Annotated in this window: 15 protein-coding genes and 1 pseudogene; 7 read left to right on the forward strand and 9 right to left on the reverse strand. The window is 56.4% G+C overall.

What is annotated here, in order from left to right; genetic code table 11:
* The first annotated feature begins 102 nt into the window (after positions 1 to 102).
* The 3 genes from APR53_07215 to APR53_07225 are packed head-to-tail and all read left to right on the forward strand — an operon-like array spanning position 103 to position 3,625.
* Positions 103 to 642 (forward strand): molecular chaperone GrpE, encoded by a 540-nt coding sequence (locus APR53_07215; GenBank protein KQC05559.1) that lies wholly within the window; start codon positions 103 to 105, stop codon positions 640 to 642.
* A 3-nt stretch (positions 643 to 645) separates the two neighbouring features.
* Positions 646 to 2,478, forward strand: coding sequence for a molecular chaperone DnaK (dnaK, locus tag APR53_07220; protein ID KQC05560.1), 1,833 nt, complete (start codon positions 646 to 648; stop codon positions 2,476 to 2,478).
* A gap of 10 nt (positions 2,479 to 2,488) precedes the next feature.
* The gene (locus APR53_07225; protein ID KQC05561.1) at positions 2,489 to 3,625 is read left to right on the forward strand and encodes a molecular chaperone DnaJ; all 1,137 of its coding nucleotides are present in this window, start codon (positions 2,489 to 2,491) and stop codon (positions 3,623 to 3,625) included.
* A 4-nt stretch (positions 3,626 to 3,629) separates the two neighbouring features.
* Here APR53_07225 and APR53_07230 read toward each other — a convergent pair whose 3' ends face one another.
* A complete protein-coding gene (locus APR53_07230) occupies positions 3,630 to 4,241 on the reverse strand; it encodes a tRNA-ribosyltransferase (protein KQC05562.1) in 612 nt (203 codons plus the stop codon).
* Between the two features lie 39 nt (positions 4,242 to 4,280).
* On the opposite strand from APR53_07230, the gene APR53_07235 reads away from it, so the two are divergent.
* From APR53_07235 to APR53_07250, 4 genes are all read left to right on the forward strand, one after another.
* A complete protein-coding gene (locus APR53_07235; protein KQC05563.1) occupies positions 4,281 to 5,234 on the forward strand; it encodes an RNA methyltransferase in 954 nt (317 codons plus the stop codon).
* A 91-nt stretch (positions 5,235 to 5,325) separates the two neighbouring features.
* Positions 5,326 to 6,471 carry a hypothetical protein gene (locus APR53_07240; GenBank protein KQC05576.1) on the forward strand — a complete coding sequence of 382 codons (1,146 nt, stop codon included), beginning with the start codon at positions 5,326 to 5,328 and terminating at the stop codon, positions 6,469 to 6,471.
* Positions 6,472 to 6,503: 32 nt separating this feature from the next.
* Complete coding sequence (locus tag APR53_07245; GenBank protein KQC05564.1) at positions 6,504 to 7,238, forward strand: Fe-S oxidoreductase; 735 nt, start codon at positions 6,504 to 6,506, stop codon at positions 7,236 to 7,238.
* A 23-nt stretch (positions 7,239 to 7,261) separates the two neighbouring features.
* Entirely contained in the window at positions 7,262 to 8,071 is an 810-nt protein-coding gene (locus APR53_07250; protein KQC05565.1) for a hypothetical protein, read from the forward strand.
* A 411-nt stretch (positions 8,072 to 8,482) separates the two neighbouring features.
* On the opposite strand, the pseudogene APR53_07255 reads toward APR53_07250, so the two are convergent.
* The 8 genes and pseudogenes from APR53_07255 to APR53_07290 form a co-directional block, all read right to left on the reverse strand.
* Positions 8,483 to 8,866 (reverse strand): annotated as a pseudogene (locus APR53_07255).
* Positions 8,867 to 8,978: 112 nt separating this feature from the next.
* A complete protein-coding gene (locus tag APR53_07260) occupies positions 8,979 to 10,070 on the reverse strand; it encodes a hypothetical protein (protein ID KQC05566.1) in 1,092 nt (363 codons plus the stop codon).
* Positions 10,071 to 10,369: 299 nt separating this feature from the next.
* Complete coding sequence (locus APR53_07265; GenBank protein ID KQC05567.1) at positions 10,370 to 10,783, reverse strand: lysine methyltransferase; 414 nt, start codon at positions 10,781 to 10,783, stop codon at positions 10,370 to 10,372.
* 139 nt (positions 10,784 to 10,922) lie between these two features.
* A complete protein-coding gene (locus APR53_07270) occupies positions 10,923 to 11,285 on the reverse strand; it encodes a hypothetical protein (protein KQC05568.1) in 363 nt (120 codons plus the stop codon).
* A gap of 163 nt (positions 11,286 to 11,448) precedes the next feature.
* Positions 11,449 to 14,025 carry a hypothetical protein gene (locus tag APR53_07275; protein ID KQC05569.1) on the reverse strand — a complete coding sequence of 859 codons (2,577 nt, stop codon included), beginning with the start codon at positions 14,023 to 14,025 and terminating at the stop codon, positions 11,449 to 11,451.
* Between the two features lie 84 nt (positions 14,026 to 14,109).
* Positions 14,110 to 14,970 carry a hypothetical protein gene (locus APR53_07280; protein ID KQC05570.1) on the reverse strand — a complete coding sequence of 287 codons (861 nt, stop codon included), beginning with the start codon at positions 14,968 to 14,970 and terminating at the stop codon, positions 14,110 to 14,112.
* Between the two features lie 89 nt (positions 14,971 to 15,059).
* The gene (locus tag APR53_07285) at positions 15,060 to 16,142 is read right to left on the reverse strand and encodes a hypothetical protein (GenBank protein ID KQC05571.1); all 1,083 of its coding nucleotides are present in this window, start codon (positions 16,140 to 16,142) and stop codon (positions 15,060 to 15,062) included.
* A gap of 27 nt (positions 16,143 to 16,169) precedes the next feature.
* Positions 16,170 to 16,538 carry a hypothetical protein gene (locus APR53_07290; GenBank protein KQC05572.1) on the reverse strand — a complete coding sequence of 123 codons (369 nt, stop codon included), beginning with the start codon at positions 16,536 to 16,538 and terminating at the stop codon, positions 16,170 to 16,172.
* Positions 16,539 to 16,565: the final 27 nt, after the last annotated feature.

A 16,565-nucleotide genomic window follows, 5' to 3' on the forward strand; every position in this document is an offset into this window, starting at 1 on the left:
AAATCGGGTTTTGTTTTCACCGTATGTTGAAAAAATATATATAGAACTACATTCCATAAAATATAGAGGCCCGGAAAGGGGTATCTCCCCGGGGTGAATCCTATGGAGGAAGAAACGGAGCAGAAAAACCCTACAAATACGGCCGCTTCCCGAGAGGAAGCATCCGGCGAAGTGCCGGCGGAGGAAAAGACCGTATCAGAACTCGACGAGCTCCGGCAGTCGTATGACGAACTGAACAATCGGTATCTGCGTCTTGCAGCGGATTTCGAAAATTTCAAGAAGCGTACCGCCCGGGAAACGGAAACCAGAATATCCTATGCAATAGAGCAGTTTGCCGTGGAGATTCTGGAGATCGTTGATAATCTGGAACGCGCGCTCGCCTCCGACGACGCACGGCTCCGTGAAGGTCTCGAACAGATTCACAAATTCATGGTGTCAACACTGCAGAAACGGGGCATCGAGCCCATCGAGTGTATTGACAGGCCATTTGATCCTGAATCGCAGGAGGCAATTGCCTATGTACCCTGCGACGTCGATGAAGGCATTGTAATCGATGATATTTTTCATGGATACCGGATGAATGAAAAAGTAATCAGATGTGCAAAAGTAGCTGTTTCACAGGGCAAGAAAAAGGAGGACTAAATAATGGCATCAGAGAAAGTGCTTGGAATTGACTTGGGAACCACGAACTCGTGCATGGCGATCATGGAAGGCGGCCGGCCGGTCGTCATCGCAAACGGAGAGGGAGGTCGAACGACCCCGTCCGTCGTTGCATTCTCAAAGGACGGAGAACGCCTTGTCGGCAGTGTGGCCCGGCGCCAGGCCATAACAAACCCGTCCCGTACTATCAGCTCGATAAAAAGGGATATGGGGACGAGCAAAAAGGTCGCCATCGGTGATAAATCCTATACTCCGCAGGAAATTTCCGCGATGATCCTGCAGAAAATGAAACTGGACGCGGAGAAATATCTCGGGGAGAAGATCACGAAGGCGGTCATCACTGTTCCGGCCTACTTCAACGACGCCCAGCGGCAGGCGACAAAGGAGGCCGGGCAGATCGCCGGTCTCGAAGTGCTGCGGATCATCAACGAACCGACCGCGAGCGCCCTCGCCTACGGGATCAACAAGGAAGAGGACGCCACGGTTCTCGTCTACGATCTCGGCGGCGGGACCTTCGATGTCTCCATCCTCACGCTCGGCGACGGGGTATTCGAGGTACAGGCGACGGCCGGCGACAACCACCTCGGAGGCGACGACTTCGACCAGCGCGTCGTCGACTGGATGGTCGATGAATTCAGGAAGAAGGAAGGCATCGATCTCCGGAAGGATCTCATCGCGATGCAGCGTCTCAAGGACGCGGCGGAGAGCGCCAAGATGGAGCTTTCGACTCTCCAGAAAACGACGATTAATCTTCCGTATATCACGACCGACTCCAGCGGCCCGAAGTTCCTTGACATGGATCTTTCACGGGCGAAATTCGAGCAGCTCATCGGGGACCTCGTGGAGAGGACAATCGGCCCCGTCAAGCAGGCGATGTCGGATGCGAAGGTCTCAGCTGCCGATATCGATCACGTGCTGCTGGTGGGCGGTTCCATCCGCGTTCCCCTGGTTCAGGAGAGAGTGAAGGCAATCGTCAAAAAGGACCCTGATCAGGGGATCAACCCCGACGAGTGTGTCGCGATCGGCGCCGCAATCCAGGCCGGTGTCCTCACCGGCGAGGCGAAAGATGTTGTCCTTCTCGACGTCACCCCCCTCACGCTCAGCATCGAGACGCTCGGGGGCATCGCGACCAAACTCATCGAACGGAATACGACGATTCCGACACGAAAAAGCCAGATCTTTTCCACGGCTGCCGACAACCAGACCAGTGTGGAGATACACGTGGTTCAGGGGGAGCGTGCCCTCGCGAAGGACAATTTCACCCTCGGAAAGTTCCAGCTTCCCGGCATCCCGCCCGCACCACGCGGTATTCCGCAGATTGAAGTGACATTTGATATCGACGCGAACGGAATCATCCAGGTCTCGGCGAAGGATATCGGCACCGGAAACGAGCAGGCGATCACGATCAAGGGCGACCGGCGGCTTTCCGAGGACGAGATCAACGACATGGTCAACAAGGCGAAGCAGTTTGAGGAGGAGGACCGGAAGAATCGCGAGGAGATTGAACTCAGGAACAACGCCGACACCGCGATCTTCACTGCCGAGAAGCTCCTGAAGGAGAACCGGGACAAGATCGACGCCGCGGAGATCGAGACCATCGAAAAGGGCATCGAATCGGTCAAAAAGGCCCTCGAGGGCGACGATTCGGAAACGATTAAAAAAGAGATGGAAGCCCTGACCGAAGGGGTCTTTGCTGCCACCACGAAGATATACCAGCAGGCGCAGGCCGAACAGCAGGCGCAGCAGGCGCCCGGGCAGGAAGGCACGGCGACGGACGACACCGTCGTAGACGCCGATTACGAAGTCAAAGACGAGTGAGTGTGACGGGATGGGTGCGAAAAACTACTACGATATCCTCAATGTTCCGAAAAACGCGAACGAAAAGGAGATAAAAAAAGCGTACCGCACCCTGACGAAGAAATATCATCCCGATGTCTGTAGCGAGGAAGGGTGCGAGGATAAATTCAAGGAGATCAACGAGGCCTACGATGTGCTCTCCGATCCCCAGAAACGCGCCCAGTACGACCGGCTCGGACACGATATGTTCACGAATGCCTCAAAGGGATCCTATTCCGGGGCGGGCGGGTTCGGAGGCGGCGGGTTCAATGCCGATTTCTCCGGATTCGGGGACATATTTGATACGTTTTTCGGCGGCAGCCGGCAGCGCGGCCCCCAGCGGGGCGCCGACCTGCTCATGCGTGTGCAGATTACGCTTCAGGATGCTGTTTTCGGCACCGAGCGCGATATCGACGTGCTTCATACGGAACCCTGCCCCGCCTGCGACGGCACCGGCAGCACGACACGCAAGACCCGGACCTGTCCGCGGTGCGGCGGTTCCGGCCAGGAACGCCGGATGAGCCAGACCCCCTTCGGCCAGTTCGTGCGCATGTCGACATGCAGCGAGTGCGGAGGCAGGGGGAAGGTGCCGGAGGAGCGGTGTGACACCTGCAACGGAGCCGGGACAAGCCGGGTTCGGAGAACCGTGAGCGTGAACATTCCGGCAGGCATCGATTCGGGAATGCGGCTGCGCATGGAGGGGTACGGCGAGGCGGGCGAACCGGGCGCTCCGGGCGGCGACCTGTTCATCGAAGTCCACGTCTCGCCTCACGAACGCTTCACCCGGGTCGGCGACAATCTGGAGACAGCGGTCACCATCTCTCCCGCCCAGGCGGTTCTCGGTTCTCACGTCGAGATTCTGACAATCGACGGAAGGCATGTGGATTTGAAGATACCGCCCGGTGTTCAGCAGAATACGGCTCTGAAAATTGCCGGAGAAGGAGTCAGGCGCCGAGGGCGGCCGGGTGATCTGCTTGTCCGGATCCGCGTCACCATCCCGAAAAAACTCTCGGAAGAGCAGCGTAAACTGTATGAAGCGCTCCTTGCATCGGAGGGACATCCGGTTCCCCCCCACAGCAAAGGATTTTTCCAGGAAGTTGTCGACCGGGTCAAGGAATCGGTCACCTGATTTTCTATTTTTCAGAAGAAGCGAGTGCAGCCAGTGCTTTGCCGAATTCCTCAAGGTATGCCTCCATATGAAGGCTTCCGTCGGCAAACGCGAGATCGCTCCGCTGCTGTCTCCTGATGCTCGCGTCGGTGGGAAGGATCCGCACCGGGATGCCGGTCTCCTCCGAAGCGCTGATCATCGCTTTCCGAAATCCGCCGAGGCAGTACGCGACGCGATGGCGGTATGTCTCGCGGGTCTTTCTGAGATACCCGGCGAGCCGCGGTGTCTCGATGCGATAAAAATCGCGTTTTATCCGTTCGTCGGTACATTTCCCGAGCATGTACCGGTAATGGGTAAACGGAAACATCCGTTCCAGTTCACGGGGAACGACGCCGCAGGTGCCGAAGACGACACGGTGCGCCGCACCGGGCGGCAGACGGGACGCGATGACCGCATCGAATATGCGGTGGCTGGGGCTCGTGCTGAAGGGCTTTTTCATCGAACACGGGAGAAAAATGCATATCTCATGCTCCGGTACGCGGTACCCGTTGATGATGAAACGGTAGGCGTCTTCGAACGCCGGGTGATAAAAAGAGGGCATGGTCAGAATGCCGCTCCGGCCGGGTATGGGATTCATGGCGCACCTATTTCAGCAATCCTGTTCAATATATATGCGATGAGGCTGCTCTTTGAGCTATCGGGCGAGCACCCGGATCTTCCTGCCGCCGAACTGGCGTGCGTCGGAAGCGTGCTTGCACGTAATACACAGGTAGCCGTAGCAGAATGCGCGAATCCGGAGGATGCCCGGCGGCTTTCCCTCTCCCATGTCGTCATGGAATATCTCGGGGAATGCGCGGCGACACGCGAGGCATGTGCAGCCCTGCTCAGAGATCTCGGCCTTGAATCGGACACCCCGTTTGCTGCCCGCGTGAAAAAGATGCATGACACGACGATGCGGGAATCGCAGCTCGACATGGAACGGCTTATGGGATCCCTGATCTCCGGGCCCGTCTCACTCGATTCGCCCGTCGTCGAATACCGGGCCGTCTGCGCCGGCGACCGCTGTTTCCTCGGGAAGGTACTCTTCCGGACCGGGCGGGGAAGCTATGCCTACCGAAATCCTATGCGCCGTCGGTTTTTCCACCCGGGTGTCATGATGCCGATTCTTGCCCGTGCTCTTGTGAACCTCGCAGGCACGGCGGCCGGCGACCGGCTCTGTGATCCTTTCTGCGGCACGGGCGGTGTGCTGCTCGAGGGCGATCTTCTCGGAATGTCCGTATTCGGCAGTGACATGGATCCCGCCATGCTCGGAGGGTGCCGGGCGAATCTGCCTGATGCCGAGCTCATGCGGGCTGATGCGACCGACCTGCCTCTCCGGAATCGGAGCATGGATGCGATTGTCACCGATCTCCCTTACGGCCAGTCTGTCTGCATCAGGGGAGAGAGCATTGAAAACCTGTACGACGAATCACTCGGGGAGATGCGCCGCATCCTGCGTCCCGGACGGAAGGCGGTCGTCGTCACCCACCGCGACATCAGGGAGCATGCGCTCCGGCATTTTCGTTGTGCCGGCCACTATGAACAACGGGTGCATAAAAGCCTGACACGAAGAATCCTGGTGCTGGAATAACAGATATGATAGGGCAGAGGCATTGTTCCCGGATCCGGAGGGCGGTTCTGCACTGGAATATACGTCCGAATATTTTAATGAGAGCGTTTCCATGAATATGATAAACTGGATCGGGGCAAACTTCGCCACTGCCGAACCCTCAAAGGAACTCGCACGCCGGGCAATCCGCCACCTCAAAAAACTTGAAAAGCGCATCCTGTTTTCCAGCGATATCTCCCAGATGCGTGCGGCCGAGGGGCGCTGGTACGAAGCGCTCATATACGAAATCATGCTCGATCTCTCGGTCAAATCGGATTTTATCCAGGCGATTGTCCGCAAGGGTGCGGATGCGCCGTTTCCTCCCCTTGACGTCCAGCTCGGCCAGAACGGACTCTTTTATTCGAATCGCGGGGATATTAAAATCCGGGGGAACGGGCAGGATATTGCCGAGGTGGATATGCTGCTCATGGATCACAACGGGCTCGTTGCGTTTGCCGAGATCGTGACGTCACCCTCCGACCTGCGGGCGCTCGAGGACGAGGTCCATTATAAAAAACGGCTTCTCGGCTACCTTTTCGGCCAGGTTCACGTACCCTTCATCCTGTTTTCCTCGGTTGACATCTCCCGCTCCTCGATTGTCCAGCGGGTCATCAAAGAGCCGGACAGCGTGCTTGTCGTGACACGCACGTGCGAGGAACTGAAACGTCTCCTCATGATGCGGGATATCCGGGGAAATCCGAGAAAGCCCATCCGCCACAAAAAACTCCGGTCACTGCCTGAAATCCAGCCGCGCCGTCCTTATGACTACAAGGCACTGCACGATCTTCACCGCGAGAGGCTTCTCGATGCCATCCGGAAGGGCGCATCGGGCGAGGGTGCATGCACTGATCTCCCCCCTCTCGTCAAAAAAGTCCTTTTCGGGGCGCCTTTTCCCTCGGCGCTCAGGACTCTCTGCAGGGAGGTGACGTTCCAGATCAAGGGGCGCACGCTGACGTGCGAGGATATGGAATCCGAATTCGCAAAAGTGGTGATCGCAGTGGATCTCCCCGAACTTCAGCCCATCGTCTATCTCCGGCTGAAGAAGGAGGCGGAATACCTGAAGATGATTCCCGACCGTTCGGGTGGATTCCGCTTCGAAAGCCGCAGGAACCACCGGATGAAAGGATTCTTTTTATGGCTCGAGTCCATCGAACCGACGTTCGGCGCGAAACTCAGCTCGGAGATCGTCGCGTGGCTCCTCAGGAGGCCCCGGTCGTGAGGGCGTCTCACCCGGCGAAGGGGAGGTGACCGATGTCCGGACGGCATTTTTCCCGGACGATCGAGCGTCTCCGGCAGGATCTTGCCGATCTCAGGGCCTACCCGGACGAAACGTTCGAGGAAATCATACGCGAGATCGGCTTTTCCTGCACCTGCTGCGGACGGTGCTGTACACGGGAGATGAACGATCACGTCTTCCTCCTCTCCGACGATGCAGAGCGGATTTTCCGGATGCGCCCCGATGCACTGGTACCGGCCCCCTATTTCGAGCTCTGCGATCAGCACGGCCGCTTCTACGTTTCGGGATATTCGCTGAAGATGCACCCCGACGGGTCCTGCGTCTTTTTGCACGAAAACCGCTGCCGGATCTATGCGTCGCGGCCGGCCATCTGCCGCGTGTACCCGTATATGCTGCAGCGGCAGCCGGACGTCCGGGGAGTCTCGGACTGGCGGCAGATCAGCGGGCTCGATCTTCACGGTGATTATCATATGCCTCTCTCCGACGAGCAGTGCCGGGAGATCGCCCGCGATACCCGCGCGTATGAGGAGGCGGTCCTCCTCCAGGAGCTTGCCTTTTACGAAATCGCCCGGGAACGGTTCGCTCAGGAAGGGCTTCGCCATATCAGGCGAACGTATGATCTTGCCATGAGGGGCTTTCTCGCCGGGAAGAGGATCGAGGTTCTGGTGTTCCACAAGGGTGCGTTTGTCCCCTGCGAAATCACCCGTGACGAGTACATCATCGGATCCGTCGAAGGGATATCCTTTTAAGGATATGGTCGTAAGACACCTTCGTGGCTTCCCGGGATATACGGTGGACGCTCTCGGATCTTACACGGGCGGTTGTGTGGTGCCGGTCACGAAACGAGCAGAGTATCCGCTGTATCCTGCATATGCTCGGAGAATACGCAGCCGACGAATCCGCAACGTTTGCAGCCCTCGAAAAGAATATCGCCCTCTTCCGCACTATCGACCGGTTCGGACTGCAGGCTGCGGTATCCGTGAAGCTCTCGGAACTCGGGGCGCTCATCGACCGTGATCTCTGCAGGGAGCACGTCCTGACACTTATCAGTGAAGCCGCGAGCCGGAATATCGGGTTCGAGATTGACATGGAAGGAGCAGGAATGGTGCCGTTCACTCTTCAGACGGCCCGGTTCTGTCGAAAACAGGGATATCCCGTTACTGTGACGATCCAGGCATATCTCGACAGGACAATCGCTGATCTGTCCCGGCTGCAGAAAGACGGAGTTCGCGTACGGCTGGTCAAGGGCGCATATCGTGGCGACATTGACGGGTACGAGGAGATCCGGGACAGGCTGAAGCGCTGCATCATCCGGGCACAGGACGGATCGACGGCGTTTGCGGTAGGGACTCAGGATCCGGAGATTATCGGATGGATGGCAGAGTCACTGCAGGATGAACGCCATCATATCCACCTCGGATTTCTGATGGGACTTGCGGATCAGACCAAGGAGGATCTGGCGGGGAGGGGATGGAACGTATGGGAATACCTGCCGATCGGGAGTGATACGGGCCCCTACAGTACCCGAAGAGAGCGGTATCTCGCTGAACTTCGGGAGATGGGGAAAGAGCCCCTCCCCTGATCGTATGCCCTATCCGCCCATCGCGTCCGGCACGGGTGAGTCCGGCGGGGAAAAGACGAATATAAGTTCCCGGATGGTCGTACTGTCCGGGTCCCTGATAAAACCGACATTGATTGCCGTGGCCTTCTCGTCGCGATATTTTGTGGAGATGACGATTCGGTCGGGCCAGTGGATGATGGGGAGCGCCATATTCCGGTTGTTCTGAATATCATGCACCAGGTCTGTGATCGCACCGGAACGGATGTCCATCATCTCCCAGAGCACGTTGCCGATCATCTCCTCCTGCGTATACCCGGTCAGCACCTCGGCCGCGGCGTTCATGCGGGTGACATGCCCCGACATCCCGGTCGTGAAGATGGGATCCGAAACGAGGGAGATCATGGAATCGATTATCGTCGCATCGACATGTGATTTTTTCCGGGTCCGGTGGCGGGAGATCGCCATCTCGATATTTGAATAGAGTTCCCGGTCGTTGAAGGGCTTTGTGAGAAAGCCGTACTGTTCGGTCCTGATCACCCGTGAAACGGTCGCGTCGTCGGAGTATGCCGTGAGAAAGATGATCGGAATGGTATAGAGAGAATTAATTTTTTCTGCCGCTTCGATGCCGTCCATCGATCCCTGAAGGCGGATATCCATGAGAATCAGATCCGGCCATGTCTCCCGTGCGAGGCGGACTCCTTCGGCACCACGCCGTGCCACGCCCGCGATGGTGTAGCCAAGCCGCTCCAGGGATTCCTTCAGCTCCATGGCGAATACCATCTCGTCTTCAACAATCAGAATCTTTTTTACTGGCATGTGCGCCTCCGCCGGCCGTGTGCGCGGGTATGTACGCACAGGGCCTATCAGCCCCGCGGGACAGCCGATAGTACGTATAAGATTATTTGACCCTGTTTAATGTACTTTTCTTTTATTTCCGGGGGTCAGAGAAATCCCCGAGGGTGGTCTGCCGGGATCCGTCGCAGTCGAGTGCGGAGAGCCGGATGCCGACAAGGCGGACTTTCGGCCCGGTAAGCATCGCATCAAGCAGCATCAGCACCGCTTCCTGCAGGGCACGCAGGTCATCTGTGAAACGCGGGAATGAAAACGCACGGGTAATTGTCCGGAAGTCACCGAAACGCACTTTCAGCGTCACCGTCTTAAACCGGAGGGAGCGGATCGCGAGGTGGCCGTGCAGCATGCATGCAAGGTCTGTTGCCGCAGTGCATACCCGCTCTCTGTCGTCGAGGTCTTCCGCGAATGTAATTTCTCTGCCGATCGATTTCTGCCCGCCCTGCACGGGAGGGCGGATGTCGCGCCCGAGAGCCAGTTCGTGCATGGCGATGCCCGATCTCCCGAACCATTCCATAAGCCGCTGTACATCATACTCCGCAAGCTGTCCGATTGTCCCGATGCAGGCTTTCTGGAGTTCTGCCGCCGTTTTCCACCCGATTCCGGGTATCGTTCCCACCGGGAGCGGGGCAAGGAACCGCGCCGTCTCCCCGGGCGTCACGATCGTCACCCCGGCGGGTTTCTGATATCCCGACGCTATTTTTGCCACAACCCTGCTCGGGCCGATACCGATCGAGCATGTGATGCCTTCGGCGGCAGTGACAGCATGCTGAATTTTTTCGGCAACCGGGAGGGCAGATTCGTAATCGTGCACGCCGGCCGGGACAAGATATGCTTCGTCAACGGATACCTGCCAGCACTCATGCGAATACCTGTTCAGGAGTGCCATGATAGTTTCCGATACCCGTGCGTACAGCTGCATGCGGACAGGGAGAAACGTGGCGTACGGACAGAGACGATACGCCTGCGATATCGGCATTCCCGAGCAGATACCATAGGAACGGGCTTCGTACGAACATGTGCTCACCACCCCGCGCCCCTGCCCTTCTTTCGGATCTGCGCCGACCACAACCGGTGTGCCCGCAAGATGAGGGCGCTCACGTATCTCAACGGACGCGAAGAAACTGTCCATATCGACATGAAAAAAGATAGGACCACTCTGTTCTGTCATATGCGTGCCCTTCCGGATCGTGAAGATAGGATCGGGTGATTCCCGGGTGGAGTACCGAAGGAGATCGGCGACATAAATAGTTATTCCGGGGGGAATGAAGGTATGGGTTGATGATCAAGGATGCTATGCACGTAACGATGAGGGGAATGATCTGCTAATCGGGGATGCCCGGGTATTCAAACACGATATCACCGCATCAAACGGCATCATCCACGGTATGGACCGGGTTCTTCTCTCCTGAAACCGGCGTCTCACTTTCCCGTTCTTTTTTTTTCAGGAAACTTCATTCCGCCCCCCGTTTACGATTCTCCCGAGATGGCAAACCACACGGGATCCCTGCTGTCGGGAGATCCGGTGTAATTGATCGTGATCTCCTCGCCCTTCCGGATCGGGCGGCATGCGAAAATCCGGATCAGCCCGGCGGCGCAGTCCGGGGCATGATCGGCATTGGGAAGGTAGGAATGGTTGTACAGCGACCCGTATCCCAGTGCGATTGCGGTGCGCTCTTCTCCCTCTCCCCAGGCAAAATAATAATCATAGAGCCGCGTGCGGTCAATGTGGCTGCGCTCGGCAGGAGTGTCGAGAACGATGACCGGGCATATCTCGATCTCGTCACCCGGATCGAAATCCTTCCCTGCAAAGACACCCCTTCCCCTGTGTCCGGTTGCTCCTATGAAGACGGCCGGGGGGCTAATTCGGCAGGAATCATTCATTGCGTGGTACACCTGCGGATCGGACGATGATGCGGGATTTATCCGGTTTTATCATCAGCATCACGATGCAGCGCAGATATCGGAGTATGAGGATATAATCTCTTCCTTCCTTCGGCCGGGAATGGGCCGGAAAACACGCTTATCCGCGAAGGAGCAGGAGAACGCCGACATTGTTGGCGACGGCGATGGCATACACGATGATGGCCAGCGACAGGGGATACAGGCCAATCCCCCGGACAATGGTGTCCGCCCAGCGGACAATAAGGGTGATTGCGATCATGGTGATCCCCTTGATAAGAAGATGGAGAAACGGAAATTGCGCGATGCCGCTCATCAGCACATTCCCTTCCATGCCGCCCAGGGAAAGAACCATGGTGGTTGTCGCGACATCAAGGCCGAACAGGACGGAGAGGAGGACGACCCCGATAAAAAGCGGTGTCGACATATTTCCGGAGACGACCAGGTACATCCGCTTCGTCAGACCGGAAAAATCGTCTTCCATTCCAATCGCGCCTCTTTTATGCCTGTATCTCACCCTGAAAGTACAAGAACATTGTTGTTTTTGCCATTCGGGTGCCGAAAATCGGCGATTCATGGCACCGCTCCCGCCTCGACCGTGTCAGCGTGGGAGCGGGATTGTACTTCCGCCGGCAGGTGATCACTCGTTACGATTGTCCGCCGTATCGATAGACGCCTTTCGGCACAGTGATCTCGAACCGTGCACCGGCGCCCGCTTTCCCGGTTTCACGGATGGCAATCCCCGTGAGGCTGAGAATCTCCCGTGCAAGGAAAAGACCGAATCCCGTGTTTCGTCCGTATCCCCGTTTAAAAATCTCTTCTTTGTTCTCGTCCGAAATGCCCGTGCCGTCATCCTCATAGACGATTAACAGCTCTTCCGGCTTGTCACGGCACGTGATGCCGATATGAGTGACATGTCCCCCGTGGCGCATCGAGTTGTCGACGAGATTTGCAAAGACATTTTCGAGCATGGGATCGGCATAGATCTCGATGCCCCGGCACTCGCAGGAAACGGTGATGTTTCCAGCCGTTTGAGTACAATACCGTTCGATGCTCTGCCAGAACGGTTTTTCCACTCCGAGATTCTGGTATGTCTTTGTGAACTCGATCTGACGCGAAACTGCTTCTGCTGCAGAATGAATTTTCCCGAGAAAATTCTTTACGGCGATCGGGTCGTCCTCCGTCTCCCGGGCGAGCTCTATAAAACCGGTCAGTGCGAGCAGCTGGTTCGCCATATCGTGCCGTGTCACGCTGTTGAGCAGGTTCAGCTGCCGGTTAGCCTCCTGAAGTGCTTTCTCCGCCTGTTTTCGCTCTGTTATGTCCCGAAAGAGGACTTCGATTGCGGGCTTCCCCTCAAAGGAATATTTCGTCCCGAGGACTTCGACATCGAATGCCGTGCCGTCCAGCCGGATAAATTTCTCTTCAAGGGGAGGGACGGTCCTTTCCTGTGTATCATGCAGGTTCCGTATCCTTTCCTCTACGTCCTTCCTCGAAGCAGGGTGAACAAAATCAAGAACCGGCTTCCCGATGAGTTCCTCCCTGTTTCCGGCACCAAACATATGCATGGCCGTCTCATTAATAAAAATGACCGTGCCCTTGCGATGAATGACCACGCCATCGAAGGAATGTTCTATGAGGCTCCGGTATCGCTCCTCGCTCTCGCGGAGCGCCTCTTCACTCCGCTTGCGTTCGGTACTATCGGTCGCGATACTCATGACAACATCGCGATCGTTCCAGCGGATGCGTTTTACAACAACCTGAAGCGGAAGAATAGTACCATCCTTCCTGACGTGGGAGACTTCGAAGGTTGCCTCGCCCTTTTCCAGCAGGTTACGCATCCTCTGCTCATAGAGTTCGGTGTCTTCCGGTACATCGAGATCGTGAAGATTCAGCGCAAAAAACTCATCGCGCGTATACCCGTGCAGATCCAGATTTTTCTGGTTTGTGTAGAGGAAATGGCCGTCCGTATCATGGATGGTGATGGCAGCGGGCGATGTTTCGATAAAACTGGAGAGAAGATCAGCCTTTTCCTCGGCCTCTCTCCGACCGGTCAGATCGCGGATCGCTTCGATTGCACCGAACATCTCGCCGTTTTCGTTGTAGAGGGGAGCGGCCTTTCCCCAGAGGATTGCCTGTTTCCCGTGCAGGCGCGGGAGAGACGTGTCGGCAATGAGCAGTTTACCCTCTCTCCGAATGATATTATTATACTGCAGCTTCAGGATCTCCTCCTCGGGTGCGAAGATCAGATCGATAAGTATCTTCCTCCGTTCCCCAAAAAACGGTATGGTATATTCGTGGTTGCCCTTTCCCAGCATATCCGCCGCTGCCACGCCGGTCATCTCCTCTATCGCATGGTTCCATGCTATCACTCTGCCCTCGCGATCAATGGCAAAGGTCGGATCGGGGAGAAAATTGATGATATCCGAGAGCATTTTCTCCGATTCGCGGAGGGCGATTTCAATCTCTTTTGTTTCCGTGATGTCCCGTCCAACCGACTGAAACTCGATGATTGTTCCCTTTTCATCAAATATACCCCGGTCAATCCAGCGTTGCCACCGGATCCGCCCGTCGGGCATGATGGTCCTCTGGTTCATCATTCCCACCGGATGTTCGGGGGTGAGGGAGTCGAGAAGTGCCCGCACCTCCCTGAGCTCCCCGGGCGGACTTTCGGGAGTGAATTTTTTTCCGAGTATTTCTTCCTTTTTTTTGCCAAAATATCGGCAATACGCCTCGTTGACGAACACGTGAGTCCCATCGGGAAGGAAACGGGAGATCAGTTCCGTCTGATCCTCGACCACATCCCGATACCGCTGTTCACTTTCGATAAGGGCTTTTTCCATCCTGTACCGTTTGAGCGACTGGCGGACCAGGTTTGCCAGTTCGGTAAACTGCGCCCGGGGATCTCCTCCCTTCTGGATGTAGAAGTCGGCTCCGCTGTTCAGGGCCTCGATTACCACCTGTTCCCGTCCCCTTCCCGTAAAAATGATGAAGGGAATCGTATTTCCACTCGCCCGAATCCGCTTCAGAAGTTCGATCCCGTCAATTTCCGGCATCAGGTAGTCGGAGATGACGGCATCGTATGTGCCGCTCTCGATCAGTGCCAGTCCCTCCATGGCGGACGGGGCGGTGTCGACGGATAAATCACCTTCTCTTTCCAGAAACAGCTTGCAGATTTCAAGAAGGGCGGGCTCGTCATCGATATATAATATGCGGTCGGGCGACATGGAATATCCAGGTTTTGTGAATAATGATTTAAAAGGGCGGTGTATTAATATTCCTTTTCCTGCATTCTGCGGATATGACAGCCCTTACACCGCGATCACATTGTCGAAACAGACGATGCGGAGCGGGTAATTGCTATGACTGCTCATCTGGAGATAGATATGGGCAGAAGTGAATGTCAGGGCGCCATCTCGGGAACGGTATATTTCCGTTCCATTCTCCGATACCCGGATTCTTCCCTCATTCGTGACAATTACAATCCGCTGGTTCCCGATCGGCCTGCCGATCCGCTGATCCGGCCAGCCTTCCGTATAGAGGTACCTGACGCTCCCATTCACCTTTGATGCGATGACAGACCGGGCATTATGCCCGGGGGGGACACCACTGTATTCAAATTTAAGCCAGTCCTGTTCGTCTTCGGGATTTCCCTCCGTGATTGTCGGGCATAAGTAGAGGGAAGCGGTCAGGTAGCACCCGTTTCTTTGATTGTTCCAGTCAAGATCGACAGAGACCACCCGTTCACCGTCAAGGTTTATCCTCCGGATGGTCCGGATACCCGCAAATTTCACGGTATCATCACGTGTCCCGACGGTATCGATCCCTAATGTCAACCGATAATCCCGATTTTCCGTGGGATCGACATCGCTCACATTGATTACCCGCTGCCGGGCATCCCCTTCCCCGGTGATCGCCCACACCTGCCGGTTTAAAAAACCCGACGTGAAATCTTCATACATTGCGGCTTCTTCCGGTGCGATACCGGGAGGGGAATCCGGCATACCCGGAGGGAGCATCCCGCCGGCCGCCAGAGCAATTACCAGAACAATAAGGGACAGAAGTATCCCGATTCTTTCAGCCATGAGATGAATTTCCTCCGGAGCGATGAAATTTTTGTGAGAATAATTGTTATAGATTTCCGGAATAATAGCGTGTTTCCCAATTCTCACGCTTCCCGGTGCGCGGTTATCCCGGGATTTTTACCGGTGGTGCTCTCTTCCCGGGAGGTCCGGATACCTCCCCGCCATACGACTGCGGATTATTCATTTTTAATCAGGAAATACCCCATTCCTGCCAGTACTCCCGCAAGGGATCCCAGGCTCCCAAATCCCGGTATCTGGTTTGGGGACGGAGCGATCGGTTCTGACCGGGTCGGTGAAACGGATTCTGTGGCGGGTGGAACGCTGGAGGTCGCCGGCGGAGTACCCATAGCGGCACTGCCGGATTCGGAGAGAGAGGTACCACGGATCGTTCCATCCCCGGCATCAACAAGGGTTGTTTCTATTCCGTTATCAACTGCGCTCTGCACCACCCAGCAGACGGTGCCGGGAGGGGACTGAAGGGGGAATGCCGACGATTCGGGAGACGGTATGACAAGCCGGCTGGACAGTACCCTGCCCTGAACCATCGATTCGGCCTGCTCCCGTGACAGTGCCGGGATCACGTGGTCGGGGACGTCGCTTTGCCACCGCTCTTCCCGTGAGAGAAGCTCCCGTGTGTTTTTATCGAACGTAAAAAGGATATAATCCCCCTCGACGACGGCACCATCGATGACCCGCTGATGCCAGTACAGAATCCGATCCCCGATAACGATGCACCGGAATTCCCGGTTATCCGTTTGATACCCTTCAATCAGGTTATCCCGGCATGTGGACAGTCTATCCCAGTTTGTCATGGTTCCGGGAGGGCCGACCGCATCGTATACGAAGAGGATTCCGACGCTATTTGCAAAGACGTACCGGCACGGGTGCGCCCAATTTTCCCCGGGCCTGTCATCGATGAAGACGATCCATCCCTCTTCCTGCGGAAAGGAGATCGAACCGTACCATGTATCGAGAATTGTTCCGGATGGAACGGGATTTCGATACGAGTAGGCCCATGTTCCTTCCGTTGTACCGTTGAGGACGTCTGAGAGAACCTGAAAAGAGGTTTCAGCCCGATGCACGGCGGTATAAGCACCTGCTTCCTCTCCCGGGACACTCCCGGCAAACGGCACTATTGCGGCGCTTCCTGCAACGAGAGCTACGGTGAGCACCAATGCCGCAACCAATCTGTTCCGCACGTTTTTCCCTCCCGATCCTATCAAAAAACCGACGGGGGGATAGGCTCCCTCCACGTTCACTCACCTGTCCCGGCCGGATTTTTTCTCTTACTTCTCATGCGGCACGCTGACTATGGCAGATGCACTGGCGCTGTTGCCGGAGAAATCGGTTGCGGTATACGTGATAGTATAAATACGCCCATCTCCTGTACCGGCCCGTTCCGCACGCAGCTTGAAGGCGTAGTCCGAGCCGCCGGTGATCTGAATATCATTCGTGGTGTCGCCATCGCCGATACCGATGTCATCATCCGGTTCATTGCTGGTGATGCTGACGAGAGTCGTAACGGGTGCCGCATCGCATATGTCGGTTGCCGTCACTATCGCCTGTATTTCAACCATCTTATGGTTCGCCGGCCACAGGATATCCGGGGTGACGGCGACGCTGATTACGGGCGGCGTGGTGTCCACCACCGTCACGGTCGTTGTTCCCGTAGCCGTGTTCCC

The organism is Methanoculleus sp. SDB (genome assembly GCA_001412355.1).
Lineage (GTDB): Archaea > Halobacteriota > Methanomicrobia > Methanomicrobiales > Methanomicrobiaceae > LKUD01.